Below are 18,953 nucleotides of genomic sequence, written 5' to 3'. Positions count from 1 at the left end.
GACTGACACCCAGCCCGTCCAGCGGGAACTGATCCTCCCCGCTGGCTCGGGTTCTCGTCAGCAAACCCAACAAAACCTAGGCTCAGAGACGCTATGCACACTGACGACCAGATGAACCCCGGCAGCCCGATCACCAGTGACGGCAGTTTGGTGGAGATCTACCGCCGCGTGTCGGCGACTGCAGAAATCGATCTGATCACGTCGGAACTCGCGCCTGGCAGCACGATTCTGGACTTGGGGTCCGGCGTGGGACGGATAGCCAACCCGCTGGCCGCTCTCGGTCACCAGGTCACCGCGGTGGACGATTCCGCCGACATGCTTGTGCACGTGCACGGTGCCGATACCGTTCAGGCTCGCATCGAGGACTTGCGGCTACCCGGAAAGTTCGACGCCGTGCTGCTGGCGAGCAGCCTGGTCAACTATCCGCCACTGGAACTTCGTCGAGGTTTCCTGGCGACCGTCGCACACCACCTCAGTCCCACTGGCAAAGCCATCATTCAGTGGCGATCCCCGCAGTGGTTCGCCCAGCGACCCGCCGGCACCTACCAGCGCACCGACGGCGAGATGCTGCAGACGATGACCATCCTGCACAACGACGGCGATGTCGTCCTGGGTGAATTCACGCTGGAGTACGCCGGGCAGAGCCTGACCCAGTCGTTCGAAGCTCATCGCGTCGGCGTTGAAGCACTGCGATCACTGCTCGCCGAAGCCGGGATGAGCTTGGACACCGAGGACTCGCAGTCGTCGGAATGGCTGACGGCCTCGCTGCAACGCTGATGTGACTGTTGGACCGCATTGAGGTCCGGTCGTGGGTTGCCGCCAACCCGGGCCCGCACGGCAATCGAGGCTCGTTCTTCGACGCGCAGCTGTCGCAACCGTTGTTCAGCTTCGTCGTCGGCGAGATCGCCGAATATGAAGCTCGTTAGAGCCGGCGGGGCCGCATCGCCCCCGCCGGCTTCGGTCTGTCTGCTACCAGGGCCGCGTCGAGCAGGTGACTCCGGTGGTCGCACTTCGCGTGTCGACGACCTGGCCATCGACGGATATCTCGCAGCGCAGTTCCGGAGTGCTGCCCGAACCACAGTCCGGCCAGTGGCAGCCGCCGCTGGCGCTGACGATTGCCCACTGATTCGGGTTCGCCAGGGTGGTGGTGTAGACCAGCGGCTGGTCAGCGGAGAAGGTCGCCGGCACGGTGGTCATGAACTGGGATGAGTTGGCGTCGTAGGCGGCCTGACTCGGCGGGTCGCTGCTCATGTAGCGGACGTTGCCGGTCAGGTTGCCGGTGGCGGTGATCGTGTAGGTCACCTGATGACCGGCCGGGTCTGCGTGGGCGGTCGCGGGCAGCGGCACGAAAGCTCCACTGAGCACTGCGGCCGCGACCGCGCTGGCCAAAGTTCGCACGTTCCTCATATCGGAAACGCTACCGGATGCGTTACCTGCCAAAATCGGACAAACGTCCGTAACATCGATCTGTGCCCACAGCATTCGTGTTGTCCGGAGGGGCGAGCTTGGGGGCGATCCATGTCGGCATGCTGCGTGCCCTGGCCGATGAGGGGATAACTCCGGACCTGATCGTGGGTACCTCTGTCGGCGCGGTCAACGGCGCCTGGCTCGCATCGCGGGCGGACGCTGCGGGCATCCGAGGGCTGGCCGATCTGTGGGTGTCGCTGACGCGCCAGCAGGTATTCCCCGCCCACCCGCTCTCCAGCGTGCTCGGCATGTTCGGCCGTCGCACCCATTTGGTGCCCAATTCCGGTCTGCGGCGCATTCTCCGGGACAGGCTGCAGTTCACCAGGCTGCAGGACGCACCCATCCCGCTCCACGTGGTGGCCACCGACGTGGTCTCAGGCACCGACGTCTTGTTGTCATCAGGCAACGCGGTGGACGCGATAACCGCCAGCGCAGCGATACCCGGAATCTTTCCCCCGGTGAATATCGACGGACGCGACCTGATGGACGGCGGTGTGGTGAACAACACGCCGGTCTCGCATGCGGTCGCGCTGGGCGCCGACCGGGTGTGGGTATTGCCGACGGGCTACTCGTGCGACCTTCCCGCGACCCCGAAGTCTGCGGTGAACATGGCACTGCACGCCATGACAATCGCGCTGAATCATCGCCTGGCCACCGACATCGCACGCTACGAAAACGTCTGTGAACTGCACGTCATCCGCCCCCTGTGTCCAGTGGCCATTTCCGGCGCCGACTTCTCGCACGGGGCGACGCTGATCGAGCGGTCGCATGCCGCGACCCGTGAATGGCTGGCGGGCCACCCCCCGGCAACCGGACAAGCGGCGTTGCTGGAGCCACACCGCCACTAGGCACCTGGACAGGATCGTTCCGTCGACGTTAACCCGGGTCGGGTAAGAACCACCCCATGAGCGACGACCCTGCACCAAGCCATTCGCGAGGCGTCAGCCGGCGCACTCTGGTGACGACGGGCGCGGTGGCCGGCGTTCTCGGCGCAGGCATCGGAGCGGGCGGGGCCGCGCTGCTGCGATCACAGCGTCCGGAATTGTGGTATCAGCCGGATCGAGGCGCGGCACCACCGGTCGGCGGTCTGCATCTGCAGTTCGGGCGGGATGCCGGCACCGAGGCGGTGGTGTCCTGGCATACCACGGACGCGGTCCGCAATCCGCGGGTGATGATTGGTTTGCCGGCGTCCGGCCTGGGCAGCACCGTGTCAGCCGAAACACGGACCTACCGAGACGCCCTGTCCAACATCGAGGTCCGGGTCAACCACGCCCGGTTGACCGGCCTCACCCCGGACACCGAGTACGTGTACGCCGCGGTACACGACGGTGCTCACCCCGAGCTGGGCACCTTCCGAACCGCACCGTCAGGGCGAAAGCCGTTCCGCTTCACCAGCTTCGGTGACCAGTCGACGCCGACCCTGAGCGCATTGACCGACGGCCGATACGTCAGCGACCACATCGGATCACCCGCGGCGGCCGACACCACGGTGGCGATCGAACGCATGGCACCGCTTTTCAATCTGGTCAACGGCGACCTGTGCTACGCCAACCTTGCGCGAGACCGCATCCGCGCCTGGTCGGATTGGTTTGTCAACAACACCCGTTCGGCGCGCTACCGCCCGTGGATGCCCGCGGCGGGCAACCATGAAAACGAATTGGGCAACGGGCCAATCGGTTACGGCGCGTATCAGACCTACTTCTCGGTGCCGGACTCGAGGGCGAGCGAACAATTGCGGGGCCTGTGGTACTCGTTCACGGCCGGCGCAGTGCGGATAATAAGTCTGAACAACGACGACGTGGCCTATCAGGACGGCGGCAATTCCTACGTGCACGGATACTCTGCGGGCGAGCAGAAGCGTTGGCTTACCGGGGAACTGGCGGCGGCGCGGCGCGACCCGGGTATCGACTGGGTGGTGGTGTGCATGCACCAGACGGCGATCTCCACGGCCAAGGCTAACGGCGCGGACCTGGGAATCCGCCAGGAGTGGCTGCCGTTGTTCGATCAGTACAACGTCGATCTGGTGTTGTGCGGGCACGAGCACCACTACGAGCGCTCGCACCCACTGCGCGGCACGATGGGTACCGACACCCGGACCCCGATCCCCGTGGACACCCGCACCGATGTGATCGACGTGACCCGGGGAACCGTGCACGTCGTCATCGGCGGAGGCGGAACCTCGGTGCCCACAAACGGGTCGTTCTTCCCCGACCTGCGGTGCCAGGTGATCACCGGCGTCGGCGCCTTCGATGAGGCGCGGGGGCTCAGGCCACCGATCTATGTGATGGAGGACGCACCGTGGTCGGCTTTCCGCGACCGCGATAACCCGTACGGCTTCTTGGCTTTCGACGTCGAGCCTGGCGCGCCGGGGGGCAACACCTCGATCGCGGCGACCTACTACGCGGTCCAGGGGCCATACGGCGCGGTCACTGCCGTCGACCGATTCACGCTGACCAAGCCGCGCCGCTAAAACAGCGTCGGCTGCGTGGTCGGCGGCGTCACGTCGGCCCGCAGCGGTCTGGGGTCGGCGCCCAGCCCATACTTGGCGATCAGCGGCCTGGCACGCTCGCGCAGCATGTCGCGGTAGCCCTGCGGCAGGTAGGCGCCCCGACTGTAGAGGTCCCGGTACCGGGCGATCAACTCGGGATGGGACTGGGCCAGCCAGGACATGAACCAGCCACGGGTGGCGCCACGCAAATGTAACCCGAAGACCGTGACGCTGGTGGCGCCGGCAGCGGCGATCCGTTCAAGCAACGCGTCGAGGTGCTCAGTCGAATCGGTGAGGTGCGGTAGCACCGGCGCAACCATGACGTGGCAGCCGAGGTTGGCCTCGCGCACGGCCGAGACGAGCGCCAGCCGCGCCTGCGGCGTGGGCGTTCCCGGTTCAACCTCGCGGTGCAGTTCCGCGTCGCCCACCGCCAGGGAGATTGCCACCGACAATGGGACTTGGTGTGCGGCCTGGCTGATCAGCGGAAGATCGCGGCGCAGCAGGGTGCCCTTGGTCAGGATGGACATCGGCGTTCCGGAGTCGGCGAGTGCGGTGATGATGCCGGGCATCAGCGCGTAGCGGCCCTCGGCGCGCTGGTAGGGGTCGGTATTGGTGCCGAGTGCGACCGTTTCGCGCCGCCACGAGGGTCGCTTGAGCTCCTGCCGCAGCACCTCGACTACGTTGGTCTTGACCACGATCTGCGAGTCGAAGTCCGCCCCGACGTCGAAGTCCAGGTATTCGTGGGTGGGGCGGGCGAAGCAGTAGCGGCAGGCGTGCGAGCACCCGCGGTAGCCGTTCACGGTGTAGCGGAACGGCAGCGCGGCGGAGTTGGGGACCTTGTTCAGCGCCGACTTGCACAGCACCTCGTGAAACGTCATGCCCTCGAATTGCGGCACCCGCACACTCTTGAGCAGGCCCAGTCGCTGCAGGCCGGGCAACGCCCCGTCATCGACGGGTGTTCCGTTGACAGCCACCGCTTGACCTGACCAACGCATGTATCCATTCGAACAATAGTTCGATGCGACGTCAAGGGGTTTCCCGCCATCGGCCGGTCCACTCTCGCGAAGGGCCGCGAATGTACGGACACTGCGGCGTGTCGCCGGCAACACGCGGCCACTCGCGCACGCCGCGAGCGCCTACGTCAGTCGCGAGAGCACTTCAGCCACAACCGAATCGATCGGTACCGACACCTGCTCCCCCGAGCTTAGATCCTTCACGCCGAGGGTGCCGGCATTCAAGTCCCGGTCTCCGGCAACCAGTGCCAGTCGGGCACCGGAGCGGTCGGCCGCACGCATCGCGCCTTTGAGCCCGCGGTCGCCATAGGCCAGGTCGATGCGGACGCCTGCCGCTCGCAGCGCACCGCTCAGCACCGCGAGCCGCAATTTGGCCGCCTCGCTCAGCGGCACGCCAAACACCTCGCACCGCGCCACAGAACCCACACTCTTGCCCTCCGCACGCAGCGCCAACAGCGTCCGGTCCACACCCAGCCCGAATCCGATGCCGGACAGGTCCTGTCCGCCAAGCTCTTTCATGAGACCGTCGTAGCGGCCGCCACCGCCGATGCCCGACTGGGCGCCCAGCCCGTCGTGCACGAACTCGAAGGTGGTCTTGGTGTAGTAGTCCAAGCCGCGAACCATGCGCGGGTTGATGACATATGCGACCCCGAGCGCGTCCAGGTGCGAGAGCACCGTGTCGAAATGTTGCTTTGCGGCATCGGAGAGGTGGTCGAGCAGCACCGGCGCATCGGCGGTCATTGCCTTCACCTCGGGACGTTTGTCGTCGAGCACCCGCAGCGGGTTCAGGTGCGCGCGCTGGCGGGTCGCCTCATCCAGATCGAGGCCTAAGAGGAAGTCCTGCAACAATTCCCGATACTGAGGCCGGCAGCTGTCGTCACCTAGCGAGGTGATCTCCAGCCGGAAGCCGGCCAAACCCAGCGAGCGGAATCCGGCGTCGGCAACGGCGATCACCTCGGCGTCCAGCGCCGGGTCGTCGACGCCGATCGCTTCGACACCAACCTGTTGCAACTGGCGATACCGGCCGGCCTGTGGCCGCTCGTAGCGGAAGAACGGGCCGGCGTAGCAGAGCTTGACCGGCAGCGCAGCGCGGTCCAGGCCGTGCTCGATAACCGCACGCACCACCCCCGCTGTGCCCTCGGGCCGCAGCGTTACCGAACGGTCGCCGCGGTCGGCGAAGGTGTACATCTCCTTGGACACCACATCTGTGGATTCGCCGACTCCGCGCGCGAATAGCGCGGTGTCCTCGAAAATCGGCAATTCGATGTAGCCGTATCCGGCACGGCCGGCTGCCGAGAGCAACCCGTCGCGAACGGCGACGAACTGGGCGGAATCCGGCGGAAAGTAGTCGGGAACCCCTTTGGGTGCAACGAATTCCGTCACGGGGTCAAGCCTTCGATAAACGGGTTGTACCGACGTTCGGCGCCGATCGTGGTCGAATTGCCATGTCCGGGTAGTACCACGGTCCGGTCGTCGAGCACCAACAATTTATTCGCGATCGAGCGCAGCAGATCCCGGCCGCTGCCACCGAACAGGTCGGTGCGGCCCACGGAACGTTCGAACAGGGTGTCGCCGGTGAACACGACGTCGGCATCGTTCTTCGCCGCCTGCAGGACGCGGAAGCACACCGATCCGCGGGTGTGCCCCGGCGTGTGGTCTACGTTGACCGATACGCCACCGAGGTCGATCTTGTCGCCGTCCCGGTCCAGCTCGACCACCTGGCGTGGCTCACGGAAAAATGCGCCCGCGAACACCTGCGCCACCCGCGGACCGAGGCCGTAGATCGGGTCCTTCAGCATGAACCGGTCCTCGGGATGGATATAGGTGGGGCAGCCGAAGGTATCGGAGACCTTCTGCGCCGACCACATGTGGTCGATGTGACCGTGGGTGATCAGTACCGCTGCCGGGGTCAGCCGATTCTTGTCGAGGATTTCTCGTAGTTGCGCCATCGCACGCTGGCCCGGATCGACGACGATGGCGTCGGCGCCTGGGCGCTCGGCCAGCACGTAACAGTTGCACTGCAACAGTCCGGCGGGAAATCCGGTGATCAACACGGTCCCAGTTTTCCATCCCCGGACGCATGGAATGATAGCGGCCGTGCCGACCAATCAGCAGCGACGTGCTACAGCCAAGCGCAAACTCGAGCGGCAGCTGGAACGCCGCGCCAAGCAGGCCAAGCGCCGCCGCGTTCTGACTATCGCCGGGGGCGCGGTCGCCGCGGTGGTGCTGGTGGCGGCCGTGGTGGTCGCCGTGGTCGTCAGCAAGGACGACCACAAGGCCAGCCCCTCGGCGTCGACCACGTCGAGCAGCGGGGCGCCCAGCTCGTCGGTCGCCGGTCTGCCGCCGGTGCAGCTCGGCAACGCCGTGCCGTTGCCGCCGTTCAAGGCAGCGCCCAATTTAGGCGCAAACTGCCAGTACCCAGCGTCACCAGACAAGGCCGTCAAGCCCGTCAAGCCGCCGCGGACCGGGAAGGTGCCCACCGAGCCGGCGCAGGTGAGCGTCAGCATGGTGACCAACCAGGGCAACATCGGCCTGCTGTTGGCCAACAACCAAGCACCCTGCACGGTCAACAGTTTCGCCAGCCTGACCAACCAAGGGTTCTTCAAGGACACCAAGTGCCACCGGCTGACCACCTCGGCGTCGCTGTCGGTGCTGCAGTGCGGTGACCCGAAGGGAGACGGCACCGGCGGCCCGGGCTACCAGTTCGCCAACGAATACCCCACCGACCAGTACCCGCCTAACGACCCCAAGCTGAAAGAGCCGGTCATCTATCCCCGCGGCACCCTGGCCATGGCCAACGCCGGACCCAACACCAACAGCAGCCAGTTCTTCCTGGTCTACCGCGACTCGGCGCTGCCGCCGGAGTACACGGTTTTCGGCACCATTCAGGCCGACGGATTGGCCACCCTGGACAAAATCGCCGCAGCCGGTGTCGCCGGTGGTGGCGAGGACGGCCCCCCGGCGCTGGATGTGACCATCACCTCGATCCTGCTCGACTAACGTGGTCTCCCGGGGGTGGGCGACCGCTTGTCCGGGAGGAGATTCGTGGCCGAGAGCTCGTTCGGTCGGTACCAGTTGCAGGGGCTGCTGGGTCGCGGCGGCATGGGGCAGGTCTATCGCGCCTATGACACTCAGACCGACCGCGTCGTCGCGATCAAGGTGCTGCCACCGAACCTGGTCGAGGACAAGGAGTTCGAACACCGGTTCCGCCGAGAGGCTCGAACGGCGGCCAGCCTCAACGACCCTCATGTAGTGCCCATCCACAGCTTCGGCGAGATCGACGGCCGGCTCTATGTCGATATGCGGCTCGTCGAGGGCCGCGATCTGTCCCGATTCATCGCCGAGAACGGCGGCCGGCTCAGCGCGGAACAAACCGTCGCGATCATCGAACAGGTTGCGGCGGCGCTGGACAGCGCGCATCGGGCGGGACTGGTGCACCGTGACGTCAAGCCCTCGAACATCCTGGTCGCCAACGCCCGCAACTTCGTCTACCTGATCGACTTCGGCATCGCCCGCGCCACCACTGACACGGCCCTGACCGCCACCGGGATGACGATGGGCACGCTGGCCTATCTGGCACCCGAACGCTTCAGTGGCACAACGGATGCCCGTGCCGACGTCTACGCGCTGGCGTGCACGATGTATGAGTGCCTCACCGGGTCGCGGCCCTACCCGGGCGACAGCTTCGCGGAGCAGGTCTCCGGCCACCTGCACACCCCGCCACCGCGAGCCACCGCCATCGCTCCCGACCTTGCCCCCGCCTTTGACGCGGTAATCGCCCGCGGAATGGCCAAGGACCCCGATGCCCGGTATCAGACGGTGACCGAGTTCGCCGAGGCCGCCCGCGCCGCACTCGGTGGCGCCGGCATGGCACTACCGCCGCCGCCGCCTGCTGCGGCGCCGGCGGGCCTGGTCCCGTCGGGCTCCGATACCCCGCCCCCCGCGCCATCCCCGGGCAGGGCGAGCAGCCGCACCATGTTGATCGCGACGGTCGCCGCTTCGGGCCTGGCGTTGGTGCTGGTGGCGGCGCTGGTGGCGTTTGTGTCCGGCGACGACAACGGCTCGAACAACCCGATGCCCGCGACGACGGCATCGACCACCAGCGCGACGCCGGAGACGACGACCGAGACGAGCGGCGAGCCGTCCAGAAAAAACCAAACGGATTCGACCGATACCTACGACACGACCACCGAAGAGTCCGGAGCGCCGTAGCCCGGCTAAGAAGCCGACGTCACCCGGTATACGTCATAGACACCTTCGACATTGCGCACGACGTTGAGCAGGTGCCCGAGATGTTTGGGGTCGCCCATCTCGAAGGTGAACCGGCTGATCGCCACCCGGTCGCCCGACGTGGTGACCGACGCCGACAGGATATTCACCTTCTCATCGGCCAGCACTCGGGTGATGTCCGACAGGAGCCGGTGCCGGTCGAGCGCCTCGACCTGGATCGCCACCAGGAACACCGACGATGCCGACGGCGCCCAGAGCACCTCGATGATGCGCTCGGCCTGTTGCTGCAGCGACGCGGCGTTTGTGCAGTCGGTGCGGTGCACGCTGACTCCCCCGCCGCGGGTGACGAATCCCATGATCTGGTCGCCGGGTACCGGCGTGCAGCACTTGGCCAGCTTGGTCAGGATGCCGGGAGCACCGGGGACCGAAACGCCCACGTCCTCGTTGCTGCGAGGACGCCGCAGCATGGTCGCCGGCGTCGACCGCTCGGCCAGTTCCTCCTCGGCCTGATCTATACCGCCGAGTTCGGCCAGTAGCCGCTGCACGACATGGCGGGCCGAGACGTGCCCCTCGCCGATCGCGGTGTACATCGCCGAGACGTCCGTGTAGTGCAACTCCCTGGCCACCGCGGCCATCGACTCGCCATTGACCAAGCGCTGCAACGGAAGTCCGGCCCTGCGTACCTCGCGGGTCATGGCCTCCTTACCGGCCTCGAGCGCCTCCTCCCGCCGCTCCTTGGCGAACCACTGCCGGATTTTCGTCTTCGCCCGCGGCGACACGACGAACTGCTGCCAGTCTCGCGACGGGCCGGCATTCTGCGCCTTCGAAGTGAAAACCTCGACGACTTCCCCGTTTTCCAGCTTGCGTTCCAGCGCCACCAGCCGTCCATTGACGCGGGCGCCGATGCAGCGGTGGCCCACCTCGGTGTGCACCGCGTAGGCGAAGTCCACCGGCGTGGACCCGGTGGGCAGCGTGATCACGTCGCCTTTGGGGGTGAAGACGAAAAGCTCCTGAACGGCAAGGTCGTAACGCAGGGACTCGAGGAACTCACCGGGATCGGCAGCCTCACGTTGCCAGTCGAGCAGCTGACGCATCCAGGCCATGTCGTCGATCTCGGCGGCGGCCAGCGGATGCGGAACACCGTTGCGGCCTTTGGCTTCCTTGTAGCGCCAGTGTGCGGCGATGCCGTATTCGGCCGTGTGGTGCATGTCGTTGGTGCGGATCTGCACTTCCAGCGGCTTGCCCTCGGGCCCGACGACCGTGGTATGTAGCGACTGGTACACGCCGTACCGGGGCTGAGCGATGTAGTCCTTGAACCGCCCGGCCATCGGCTGCCACAGCGAGTGCACCACGCCCACGGCGGCGTAACAATCCCGGATCTCGTCGCACAGGATGCGTACCCCGACCAGGTCGTGGATGTCGTCGAAGTCGCGACCTTTGACAATCATCTTCTGGTAGATCGACCAGTAGTGCTTGGGCCGGCCCTCTACCGTCGCCTTGATCTTCGAAGCGTTGAGCGTGTTGGTGATCTCGGTACGGACCTTGGCCAAGTAGGTGTCGCGGGACGGCGCGCGGCCCGCGACCAGCCGAACGATCTCGTCGTATTTCTTGGGATGCAGAATCGCGAACGAGAGGTCTTCCAGCTCCCACTTGACGCTGGCCATCCCCAGCCGATGCGCAAGGGGCGCAATGACTTCCAACGTCTCGCGGGCCTTGCGCGCCTGCTTCTCGGGCGGCAGGAAGCGCATGGTGCGCATGTTGTGCAACCGGTCAGCCACCTTGATCACCAGCACGCGGTGGTCACGGGCCATGGCGATGATCATCTTGCGGATGGTCTCGCCTTCGGCCGCGCTGCCCAGTTCGACGCGATCCAGCTTGGTCACGCCGTCGACGAGGTGGCCGACCTCCTCACCGAAGTCCTCGGACAGTTGCTCGAGGGTATAACCGGTGTCCTCGACCGTGTCGTGCAACAGCGCGGCCACCAGTGTGGTGGTGTCCATGCCGAACTCGGCCAAAATGGTGGCGACGGCCAGGGGGTGGGTGATGTAGGGGTCGCCGGAGTGGCGGAACTGGTTGGCGTGCCGCTGATCGGCGACCTCGTAGGCCCGCTGCAGGATCGACAGATCCGCCTTGGGATAGACCTCCCGGTGCACCGCGACCAATGGCTCGAGCACCGGGTTGATGGCGCCGCTGCGTGCCGTCATCCGACGCGCCAACCGGGCGCGAACCCGGCGCGACGCGCTGCTGGTGGTCTTGAGCGGCTCGGCCGTCGGCTCGGGGATCTCCGCGACAGGTAGCGGCTCGGTGGGTGGCGCGGCAGCTTGCAGCGTGCTTTGGTCGTCCGCCACGTCAGTCACCTCCGCCATAGAGGATATCTCGGAACTCGCGCTCTTCCGGCGACCGATGTCGGGGCTATGCCAGGCTCAAACTGTGCACCGGCAGCGGCGCGATCGCGTCGCGGCCGCCCAGTGCCTCCATTTCCAGGACGACCGCAGCACCGGTGACGTTCGCGCCGACCCGCTTGAGCAACCGGCTGGCGGCGCTCAGTGTGCCGCCGGTAGCCAGTACGTCGTCGATCAGCACTACGTTGCGTCCGGCCAGATCAACGCCGTCGGCCGGGATCTCCATGGACGCGGTGCCGTACTCCATCTGGTAATCCTCGCTGAGGACCGGCGGCGGCACCTTGCCACTTTTCCGGATGGACAGCAGGCCCGTGCCCAACCGCGTGGCGAGGGCGGCGGCGACCACGGCTCCGCGCGACTCGATGCCGACCACCAGGTCGGCGCCGGACGCGACGTCGGCCAGAGCCTCGATCACCGCGGACATCGCCTCGCTGTCGGCAAACAGCGGGGTGAGATCTTTGAACTGAATCCCGGGCGTCGGGAAGTCTGCTACCTCGCGGGTCAGCGACGCGATCACGTCGGCCACGGGAGCCCTGCCCCTCAGGTTTATCACTGCATCAACGCCCATCGGTCCATGTTCCAGCCCGCTCCCCAGCGCGTCGGATTCCTGCTCACGGCATACATCTTTTTCGACATCAACAACGTCCGCTGCTGCCGGTACAACGGCAACGTTGGCATGTCTCCCCAGAGTACCGGCGCTCCCTCAGCCAGCAATCTGACACGCTCGGCGGGGTCGGCAGAGACCGCGAGCGCGCCGATGATCCCGTCGACCTGTGGATTTGCGTAGCCAGACAGGTTGTTTCCGTTGCCGCTGTGCAGGTCATAGGCGTCTATCGACGACGATCCGGTCGATCCGCTGCCGCTGGCTCCCCCGGTGCTGGCCAGCAGCACGTCGATCTTTCCGTCCCGCAACGCCTGGGGACCCGATGTGTCCAGAGTCACATTCGAGACGGTGATTCCGGCCGGGGCGCACGCCGCTGCGATAGACCCGACGGTGGCCGCCAACCGCGCGTTGGGCCCTCGATAGCCGATGCGTACCGTCAGCGCGACGTTGTTCAGCGCAGCGCGGGCGGCATTCGGATCGGCCTTGGTGAACTGAGCGGCCTCGGCGGCGCCGTCGGCCGCTGACACCGCGTCGTCGGCCGCCGGCGATAGGCGCGAGTTTGCGATCGGGACCCCGGCATCGCGGGCGATCATGTCACGCGGGGTGCACAACGCGAACGCGTGACGGGCAGAGCTGGCCGCGAGCGGCCCCTGCGGGGCGAAGATCAGCTGCTCGATCCCGGCTGAGGGCGAATCGGCGCGCTCATAGTTATCCGGGGTCGCCAGCGCGCCCGAAGATCCGGCCGCCACGTCGACGACGTCGACGCTGCGGTTGTTCACCCGGTCTTGGATGTCGCCCCCCAGCGGCCACACGGTGATCCGCTTGGTGATCGCCTTGGCGCCCCACCAGCGGTCGTTGGCGACCAGCACCACCGCGCCGCCGTCCAGGACGCGCTCGATTTTGTACGGTCCGGACGACGGGAAGCGCTTGAGAACCTCTTCGGCTTTGACGCCGGGCTTGAGGTCCCACGTGCTGTTCCACAGCTTGGCGACCTGTTCGATCACCGCGCCTTTGTTGGTCAGCAGCGCCGTGGTGATGTCGGTGCCCAGCGTGTCGGAGATGACGTGCGAGGGCATCATCGAGGTCGCGGTGAACAGTTGGGTGTAGTCGACGACGCCGCGGTCCGGGATGAACGAGACCCGGGCCTTCTTCTGACCGGGTGTGCACTCGATATTGGCGATGTCGACGTAACCGGCCTGACTGGCGGCGTCGAAACCGCCAAAGCGCCCCGATTGGGCCGCCCAGGCCAGCACCAGGTCGTCACACGTCACCGGCTTGCCGTCGGAATACACTGCGTTGTCGGCGATTTGGTAGTCGAGCACCAGGGGCGCCCCACCCACCACCGAGATGGTTCCGAAGTCGTGGTCGGCGACGACCTGCCCGTCTGGTCCGTGATAGCCGAACCCGCTGAGCGTCCGGGCGAATGCCTGGGCGCCGGCGGACGCGGCGCCCAGCACTGTGTTGGTGTTGTAGGTGGAGAGCACGCCGTCAACCACATAGGAGATCTGCCCCGCGGCACTCCCGGAGCAAGCGGTCAGGGTGGAGCCGGCCAGCACGGCCGTCACACCGGCGGCCAGCACGGCTCCCAGCCAGCGAGACCGGATCGACATGCGGCCCTACCGTTTGCCGGCGTTTCGCTTACCGGTGGGGCGCCGCGCGCCGCTGGGGCGCACCGGCCGGGCACCTGGCGCCGGTTTGTTGGCGGCGGGCTTGCTGGGGGCGCCGGCCTCAGCGGGCTCTTCTCTGGTTTCTCCGGAGTCGTCGGCGTCCGCGTCGGCCGGGGAATCTGCGCGCGCGGACTTCTTGTCGGTGACCGCGCCCGCGTTACGGCGGCGCAGCACCCGACGGGTGTGGGTGCGCACCAGCTCGGTGCGTTCCCGCAGGGTGACCAGCAACGGGGTGGCGAAGAAGATCGAGGAGTAGGTCCCGACCATGATGCCGATGAGCTGCACCAGCGCCAGGTCTTTGAGCGTGCCGACACCCAGTAGCCAGACCGCCACCACCATCAGCGCCAGCACCGGCAGCACCGAGATCAGGCTGGTGTTGATCGACCGCATGAACGTCTGGTTGACGGCCAGGTTCGCGTGTTCGGCGAAGGTGCGGCGGGCGGTGTGCTGGAAACCGTGGGTGTTCTCCTCGACCTTGTCGAACACGATGACGGTGTCGTAAAGGGAGAAACCGAGGATCGTCAGCAATCCGATGACCGTGGCGGGGGTGACTTCGAAGCCCACCAACGCGTAGACACCCGCGGTAACGGTCAGGTCGAAGATCATGGCCGCGATGGCTGAAATGGTCATGTACCGCTCGTAGCGCACGGTGATGTAGATGGCGACCAACACCAAGAACACCACCAGCGCGATCACCGCCTTCTTGGTGATCTGACCACCCCAGGTCTCCGATACAGCCGCGTCACTGATGGCCTTCTTGCTGGGATTGCCGTCGGCGCCCTTGGGATGGAACGCGTCGAAAAGGGCATTGCGCAGCTTCTCGGTCTGCTCATTGGACAGGGTTTCCGAACGGATCTGCACGGTGGCCGACGAACCCTTGCCGACGGTGACCACCGATTCGGGGTCCTTGCCAATGGTCTTGTGGAACACATTTTCCACCTGCGTGACACTGACCGTGCCGCCGGCACCGGCCGACGGCATCGACACCGTGGTGCCGCCCTTGAAGTCGATGCCGAAGGTGAATCCGCGGATGATGATCGCCAGCACCGCGATCGCCATGATCGCCCCGCTTACGCCGTACCACAGCTTGCGGCGACCGACCACCTCGAAGGCACCAGTGCCGGTGTACAGCCGGGACAGGAAACTGTGTTGCGGCCCAGTGCTTTTCGGCTCTTCATCGAGCTCGACGACGTCGGTTGTGGTGTCGGGCTTGGACGCCATGGTTTACCCCCGTCCCGTCTTGGCTGCCGTGCTCGACGCCCGGCGTTCGCGTGCCACCTGCTGGACCGCGCCCAGGCCGTTGTATGCCGGCTTGGCCAGCCGAGTGGATTTGGAGGCCAGGTACACCAGCGGCCAGGTCACCAGGAACACCACCACAAGGTCGAGGATCGTGGTGAGACCCAGAGTGAAGGCGAATCCCTTCACCTGTCCGATCGCCAGGAAATACAGCACGGCGGCTGCCAGGAAGGTGACGGCGTTGCCCGACACGATGGTCTTGCGTGCCCGCGCCCAACCCCGCGGAACTGCCGAACGGAACGAACGCCCTTCGCGTATCTCGTCTTTGATGCGTTCGAAGAACACCACGAACGAGTCCGCTGTGGTACCGATACCAATGATCAGACCCGCGATGCCGGCCAGGTCCAGCGTGTAGTTGATGTATCGGCCGAGCAGCACCAGGATCGCGAAGATCATCGCGCCGGAAGCGATCAGCGACAGCGCGGTGAGCAGCCCGAGCACCCGGTAGTAAATCAGCGAATAGATCAGCACCAGCACCAGACCTATCCCGCCGGCGATCAGACCGGCCCGCAGGGAGGTCAAACCCAATGTCGCCGAAACCGTTTGGGCCTCCGAGGACTCGAAGGACAGTGGCAGCGATCCGTATTTCAGGACGTTGGCCAGCTGCTTCGCGGTCGCCGCGCTGAACGGTGGGTCACCGCCGCTGATCTGGGTCCGCCCGCCGGGAATGGGTTCCCTGATCATCGGCGCGCTGACCACCTGAGAGTCGAGCGTGAACGCTGTTTGGGTGCCGGTGTGATCGGCGGTGTACTTGGCCCAGGTCTCGGCCGCGGCACTCTTGAACTGCAGGTCCACCACATAACCGAGGCTGCTCTGGTTCATCCCCGAGGTAGCGTCCTGGATCTGGTCGCCGCTGATGATCGACGGGGCGAGCAGGTACGCGGTCTTGTGGTCGGTCGAGCAGGTGACCAGGGGCAGTTTCGGGTCGTCGTTGCCGGCCAGGATGTCGTCCTTGTCGCAGCGGGTGGCCTCGAACTGCAAGGCGATCATCTGGATGTACTGGCTGGTGTTCTGCCGCCACTTCTTCTCCTGCGCGATCCGCTCGGCCAGATCCTTGCGCGGATCGGGCGCGGCGGGCGTGTCGGTGGGCGGCACGTCGGTGGGCGGTGCCTGGCCCGTCGGCGACGGGCCGGGACTGGGCGCGGGCGAGGGGCTGGGCGCGGGCGACGGGCTCGGCGCCGGGTCCTGCGGGTAGGGCCTGGGTTGCCCGCGTGGTGGCGCCGGAGCGGGTGCGCCGGACTGCGGCGGCGCGGGAGCCGGGGCACCGGGTGCGGGCGCACCGGGAGCCGGCGCACCGGGCGGCGCGGCGCCGGGCTCGCCGCCGGCCGGCGGTTGCCCCGGCTTGGGCTCCTCCGGAGCCTTCTGGGCCGGCATCGAGTTGAGCACCGGCCGGATGTACAGCCGCGCCGTCTGGCCCAGATCACGCGCCTCGCTGCCGTCGCTGCCGGGCACCGTGATCACCAGATTGTCGCCGTCGATGACCACCTCAGAGCCCGAGACACCCAGCCCGTTGACTCGCGAACTAATGATCTGTTGCGCCTGCGCCAGCGCGTCCCGGCTCGGTCGCGAGCCGTCGGGGGTACGGGCCGTCAACGTCACCCGGGTGCCGCCCTGCAGATCGATGCCGAGCTTGGGGCTGGCCTTCTTGTCGCCGGTGAGGAACATCAATAGATAAAGGCCGACGAGCATCACCAGAAACACCGACAGATAGCGGGCAGGCTGCACTGGCGCCGAAGACGATGCCACGTTCTTTCTGTCTCCTCGCGAATCGGGTTTGAGGATCCGTCCAGACCCGGACAGAACCTTCGAAAAGACTACGTGCCGCGCTACGACCGACGTCGCGCACGCGGCAGTGGGTACCGGTCAGGAATCCTTGATAACCCGGCTGGAGTCCGATTCGTTGTCCTCATCCTCACCGGCCGCCTCCAGTTCGACGTCCTCGTCGTCGAAGTCTTCATCGTCGTCAGGCAGAATCCGGTCGCGCACGGCCAGCTTCATCCAGGTGGTCACCACCCCCGGTGCGATCTCGAGGTCGACCGTGTCGTCGGTGAAACTCACGACGGTGCCCTGCAGTCCCGATGTGGTGTGCACCCGGTCCCCCGGCTCCAATGACTCGTGCAGGTCGATGGTGGCCTGCATCGCCTTCCGCTGACGACGCGACGCGAAATACATGAACCCGCCCATGATGAGCAGGAACGGTAAGAACAAGACAAAACTCTCCATCAACACGCCTGTCTTTCGTATCGGTAGTGCTCGAAACTCCCCGCCAAAGCCGGGACGGCGCCGGTCCGAACCGGGCTCGCTCACGTCGCTAACGGTCCAGTCTGCCATTCCCGCAGGTCGCAAACCGACGGGCACCGTCCAGCCGACTACCAGCTAGGCTTTAACCGCGACGTGACCTGCGCGTCCGCGGGAGGAGGAGTCCGTGGCCAGCCTCGAGCAGAGCCGCCATTTGGCCACTGAAATCCCTGGTCCCGCCTCGTTGCAACTGAACAAGCGCCGCACCGCCGCGGTGTCACACGGCGTGGGCGTCACCCTGCCGGTTTTCGTGGCGCGCGCGGGCGGCGGGATCCTCGAGGACGTGGACGGCAACCGTCTGATCGACCTCGGTTCGGGCATCGCGGTGACCACGATCGGCAACGCGGCCCCGCGGGTCGTCGAGGCGGTACGCCGACAGGTTGCCGAGTTCACCCACACCTGCTTCATGGTGACGCCCTATGAGGGCTACATCGCCGTGGCCGAGGAGTTGAACCGGATCACCCCGGGCGCCGGCGAGAAGCGCTCGGTGTTGTTCAACTCCGGCGCCGAGGCGGTGGAGAGCTCGATCAAAGTAGCCCGCGCCTATACGGGCAGGTCTGCCGTCGTCGCGTTCGACCACGCCTACCACGGCCGCACCAACCTGACGATGGCACTGACTGCAAAGTCGATGCCCTACAAGAGCGGTTTCGGCCCCTTCGCCCCGGAGATCTACCGCGCGCCGCTGTCCTATCCCTACCGGGACGGCCTGCTCGACAAGGAACTGGCCACCGACGGCGAAAAGGCCGCGGCCCGCGCCATCAGCGTGATGGACAAGCAGGTCGGCGCGAAGAACTTGGCGGCGGTCATCATCGAGCCGATCCAGGGGGAAGGCGGGTTCATCGTCCCCGCCGAAGGATTCCTGCCGGCCCTGCTTCGCTGGTGCCGGGAGAACGACGTGGTGTTCATCGCCGATGAGGTGCAATCGGGTTTTGCGCGCACCGGCGCGATGTTCGCCTGCGAGCACGAGAACATCCAGCCCGACATCATCGTGACGGCCAAAGCCATCGCAGACGGGCTGCCGCTGTCGGGGATCACCGGCCGGGCCGAGGTGATGGACGCCCCGCACGCAGGCGGCCTCGGCGGGACCTTCGGTGGCAATCCCGTCGCGTGTGCGGCCGCGCTGGCAACCATCGCGACCATCGAATCCGAGGGGCTGATCGAGCGGGCCCGGGAGATCGAGCGTCTGATCACCGAGCCGCTGCTGCGGTTGCAGGCCGGCGATGACCGGGTCGGCGACGTGCGTGGCCGCGGCGCCATGATCGCCATGGAGTTGGTGAAGTCCGGCACCTCCGACCCCGACCCCGAGCTGACGTCGCGGTTGGCCACTGCGGCGCATGCCGCGGGCATCGTCGTGTTGACCTGCGGCATGTTCGGCAACATCATCCGGCTGCTCCCGCCCCTGACGATCACCGACGAGCTGTTGACCGAGGGGCTGGACGTGCTGACGGGGCTGCTTTCCGCGCTCTAGCGCACTCGGCCGCCACCCAG

Annotated in this window: 17 protein-coding genes; 7 read left to right on the top strand and 10 right to left on the bottom strand. The window is 66.4% G+C overall.

The features are described from left to right. Positions 1-93 precede the first annotated feature (93 nt). Positions 94-777: a class I SAM-dependent methyltransferase gene (locus ACX9NE_RS11925; protein ID WP_459363875.1), complete on the top strand. Its 684-nt coding sequence runs from the start codon at positions 94-96 to the stop codon at positions 775-777. An 8-nt stretch (positions 778-785) separates the two neighbouring features. Beyond that, complete coding sequence (locus ACX9NE_RS11920; RefSeq protein ID WP_459363876.1) at positions 786-926, top strand: hypothetical protein; 141 nt, start codon at positions 786-788, stop codon at positions 924-926. Positions 927-969: 43 nt separating this feature from the next. Here the strand turns inward: ACX9NE_RS11920 and ACX9NE_RS11915 are convergent, their stop codons facing one another. Beyond that, positions 970-1,407 carry a hypothetical protein gene (locus ACX9NE_RS11915; protein ID WP_459363877.1) on the bottom strand — a complete coding sequence of 146 codons (438 nt, stop codon included), beginning with the start codon at positions 1,405-1,407 and terminating at the stop codon, positions 970-972. A gap of 62 nt (positions 1,408-1,469) precedes the next feature. On the opposite strand from ACX9NE_RS11915, the gene ACX9NE_RS11910 reads away from it, so the two are divergent. Then, positions 1,470-2,315 (top strand): patatin-like phospholipase family protein, encoded by an 846-nt coding sequence (locus tag ACX9NE_RS11910; RefSeq protein WP_459363878.1) that lies wholly within the window; start codon positions 1,470-1,472, stop codon positions 2,313-2,315. A gap of 56 nt (positions 2,316-2,371) precedes the next feature. Further along, complete coding sequence (locus tag ACX9NE_RS11905) at positions 2,372-3,937, top strand: purple acid phosphatase family protein (protein WP_459363879.1); 1,566 nt, start codon at positions 2,372-2,374, stop codon at positions 3,935-3,937. Here the strand turns inward: ACX9NE_RS11905 and ACX9NE_RS11900 are convergent. From ACX9NE_RS11900 to ACX9NE_RS11890, 3 genes are all read right to left on the bottom strand, one after another. Continuing rightward, positions 3,934-4,950 (bottom strand): Rv2578c family radical SAM protein, encoded by a 1,017-nt coding sequence (locus tag ACX9NE_RS11900; RefSeq protein WP_459363880.1) that lies wholly within the window; start codon positions 4,948-4,950, stop codon positions 3,934-3,936. The two genes, ACX9NE_RS11905 and ACX9NE_RS11900, sit on opposite strands and share 4 nt — an antisense overlap. Positions 4,951-5,091: 141 nt before the next feature. After that, positions 5,092-6,351, bottom strand: coding sequence for a histidine--tRNA ligase (gene hisS / locus ACX9NE_RS11895; protein WP_459363881.1), 1,260 nt, complete (start codon positions 6,349-6,351; stop codon positions 5,092-5,094). Beyond that, the gene (locus ACX9NE_RS11890) at positions 6,348-7,022 is read right to left on the bottom strand and encodes an MBL fold metallo-hydrolase (protein WP_459363882.1); all 675 of its coding nucleotides are present in this window, start codon (positions 7,020-7,022) and stop codon (positions 6,348-6,350) included. The genes hisS and ACX9NE_RS11890 overlap by 4 nt, the downstream gene beginning before the upstream one ends. A gap of 43 nt (positions 7,023-7,065) precedes the next feature. On the opposite strand from ACX9NE_RS11890, the gene ACX9NE_RS11885 reads away from it, so the two are divergent. Then, a complete protein-coding gene (locus ACX9NE_RS11885; RefSeq protein ID WP_459363883.1) occupies positions 7,066-7,968 on the top strand; it encodes a peptidylprolyl isomerase in 903 nt (300 codons plus the stop codon). Between the two features lie 45 nt (positions 7,969-8,013). Then, entirely contained in the window at positions 8,014-9,180 is a 1,167-nt protein-coding gene (locus tag ACX9NE_RS11880; protein ID WP_459363884.1) for a serine/threonine-protein kinase, read from the top strand. Between the two features lie 5 nt (positions 9,181-9,185). Here ACX9NE_RS11880 and ACX9NE_RS11875 read toward each other — a convergent pair whose 3' ends face one another. The 6 genes from ACX9NE_RS11875 to yajC form a co-directional block, all read right to left on the bottom strand. Continuing rightward, complete coding sequence (locus ACX9NE_RS11875; RefSeq protein WP_459363885.1) at positions 9,186-11,546, bottom strand: RelA/SpoT family protein; 2,361 nt, start codon at positions 11,544-11,546, stop codon at positions 9,186-9,188. Positions 11,547-11,610: 64 nt separating this feature from the next. After that, complete coding sequence (locus tag ACX9NE_RS11870) at positions 11,611-12,168, bottom strand: adenine phosphoribosyltransferase (protein WP_459363886.1); 558 nt, start codon at positions 12,166-12,168, stop codon at positions 11,611-11,613. After that, entirely contained in the window at positions 12,150-13,814 is a 1,665-nt protein-coding gene (locus ACX9NE_RS11865; protein WP_459363887.1) for an ABC transporter substrate-binding protein, read from the bottom strand. The genes ACX9NE_RS11870 and ACX9NE_RS11865 overlap by 19 nt, the downstream gene beginning before the upstream one ends. Before the next feature lie 6 nt (positions 13,815-13,820). Beyond that, positions 13,821-15,092: a protein translocase subunit SecF gene (gene secF, locus ACX9NE_RS11860; protein WP_459363888.1), complete on the bottom strand. Its 1,272-nt coding sequence runs from the start codon at positions 15,090-15,092 to the stop codon at positions 13,821-13,823. A gap of 3 nt (positions 15,093-15,095) precedes the next feature. Then, positions 15,096-16,913, bottom strand: coding sequence for a protein translocase subunit SecD (gene secD, locus ACX9NE_RS11855; RefSeq protein WP_459363889.1), 1,818 nt, complete (start codon positions 16,911-16,913; stop codon positions 15,096-15,098). A 117-nt stretch (positions 16,914-17,030) separates the two neighbouring features. Then, positions 17,031-17,390, bottom strand: coding sequence for a preprotein translocase subunit YajC (yajC, locus tag ACX9NE_RS11850; RefSeq protein ID WP_459363890.1), 360 nt, complete (start codon positions 17,388-17,390; stop codon positions 17,031-17,033). Between the two features lie 202 nt (positions 17,391-17,592). Here yajC and gabT point away from each other — a divergent pair, with 202 nt between their 5' ends. Continuing rightward, a complete protein-coding gene (gabT, locus tag ACX9NE_RS11845) occupies positions 17,593-18,933 on the top strand; it encodes a 4-aminobutyrate--2-oxoglutarate transaminase (protein ID WP_459363891.1) in 1,341 nt (446 codons plus the stop codon). Positions 18,934-18,953 lie beyond the last annotated feature (20 nt).

Source organism: Mycobacterium sp. ML4 (genome assembly GCF_054515735.1).
Note: the sequence above shows the minus strand (reverse complement) of the source record. Positions and strands in the feature narration are given on the sequence as shown.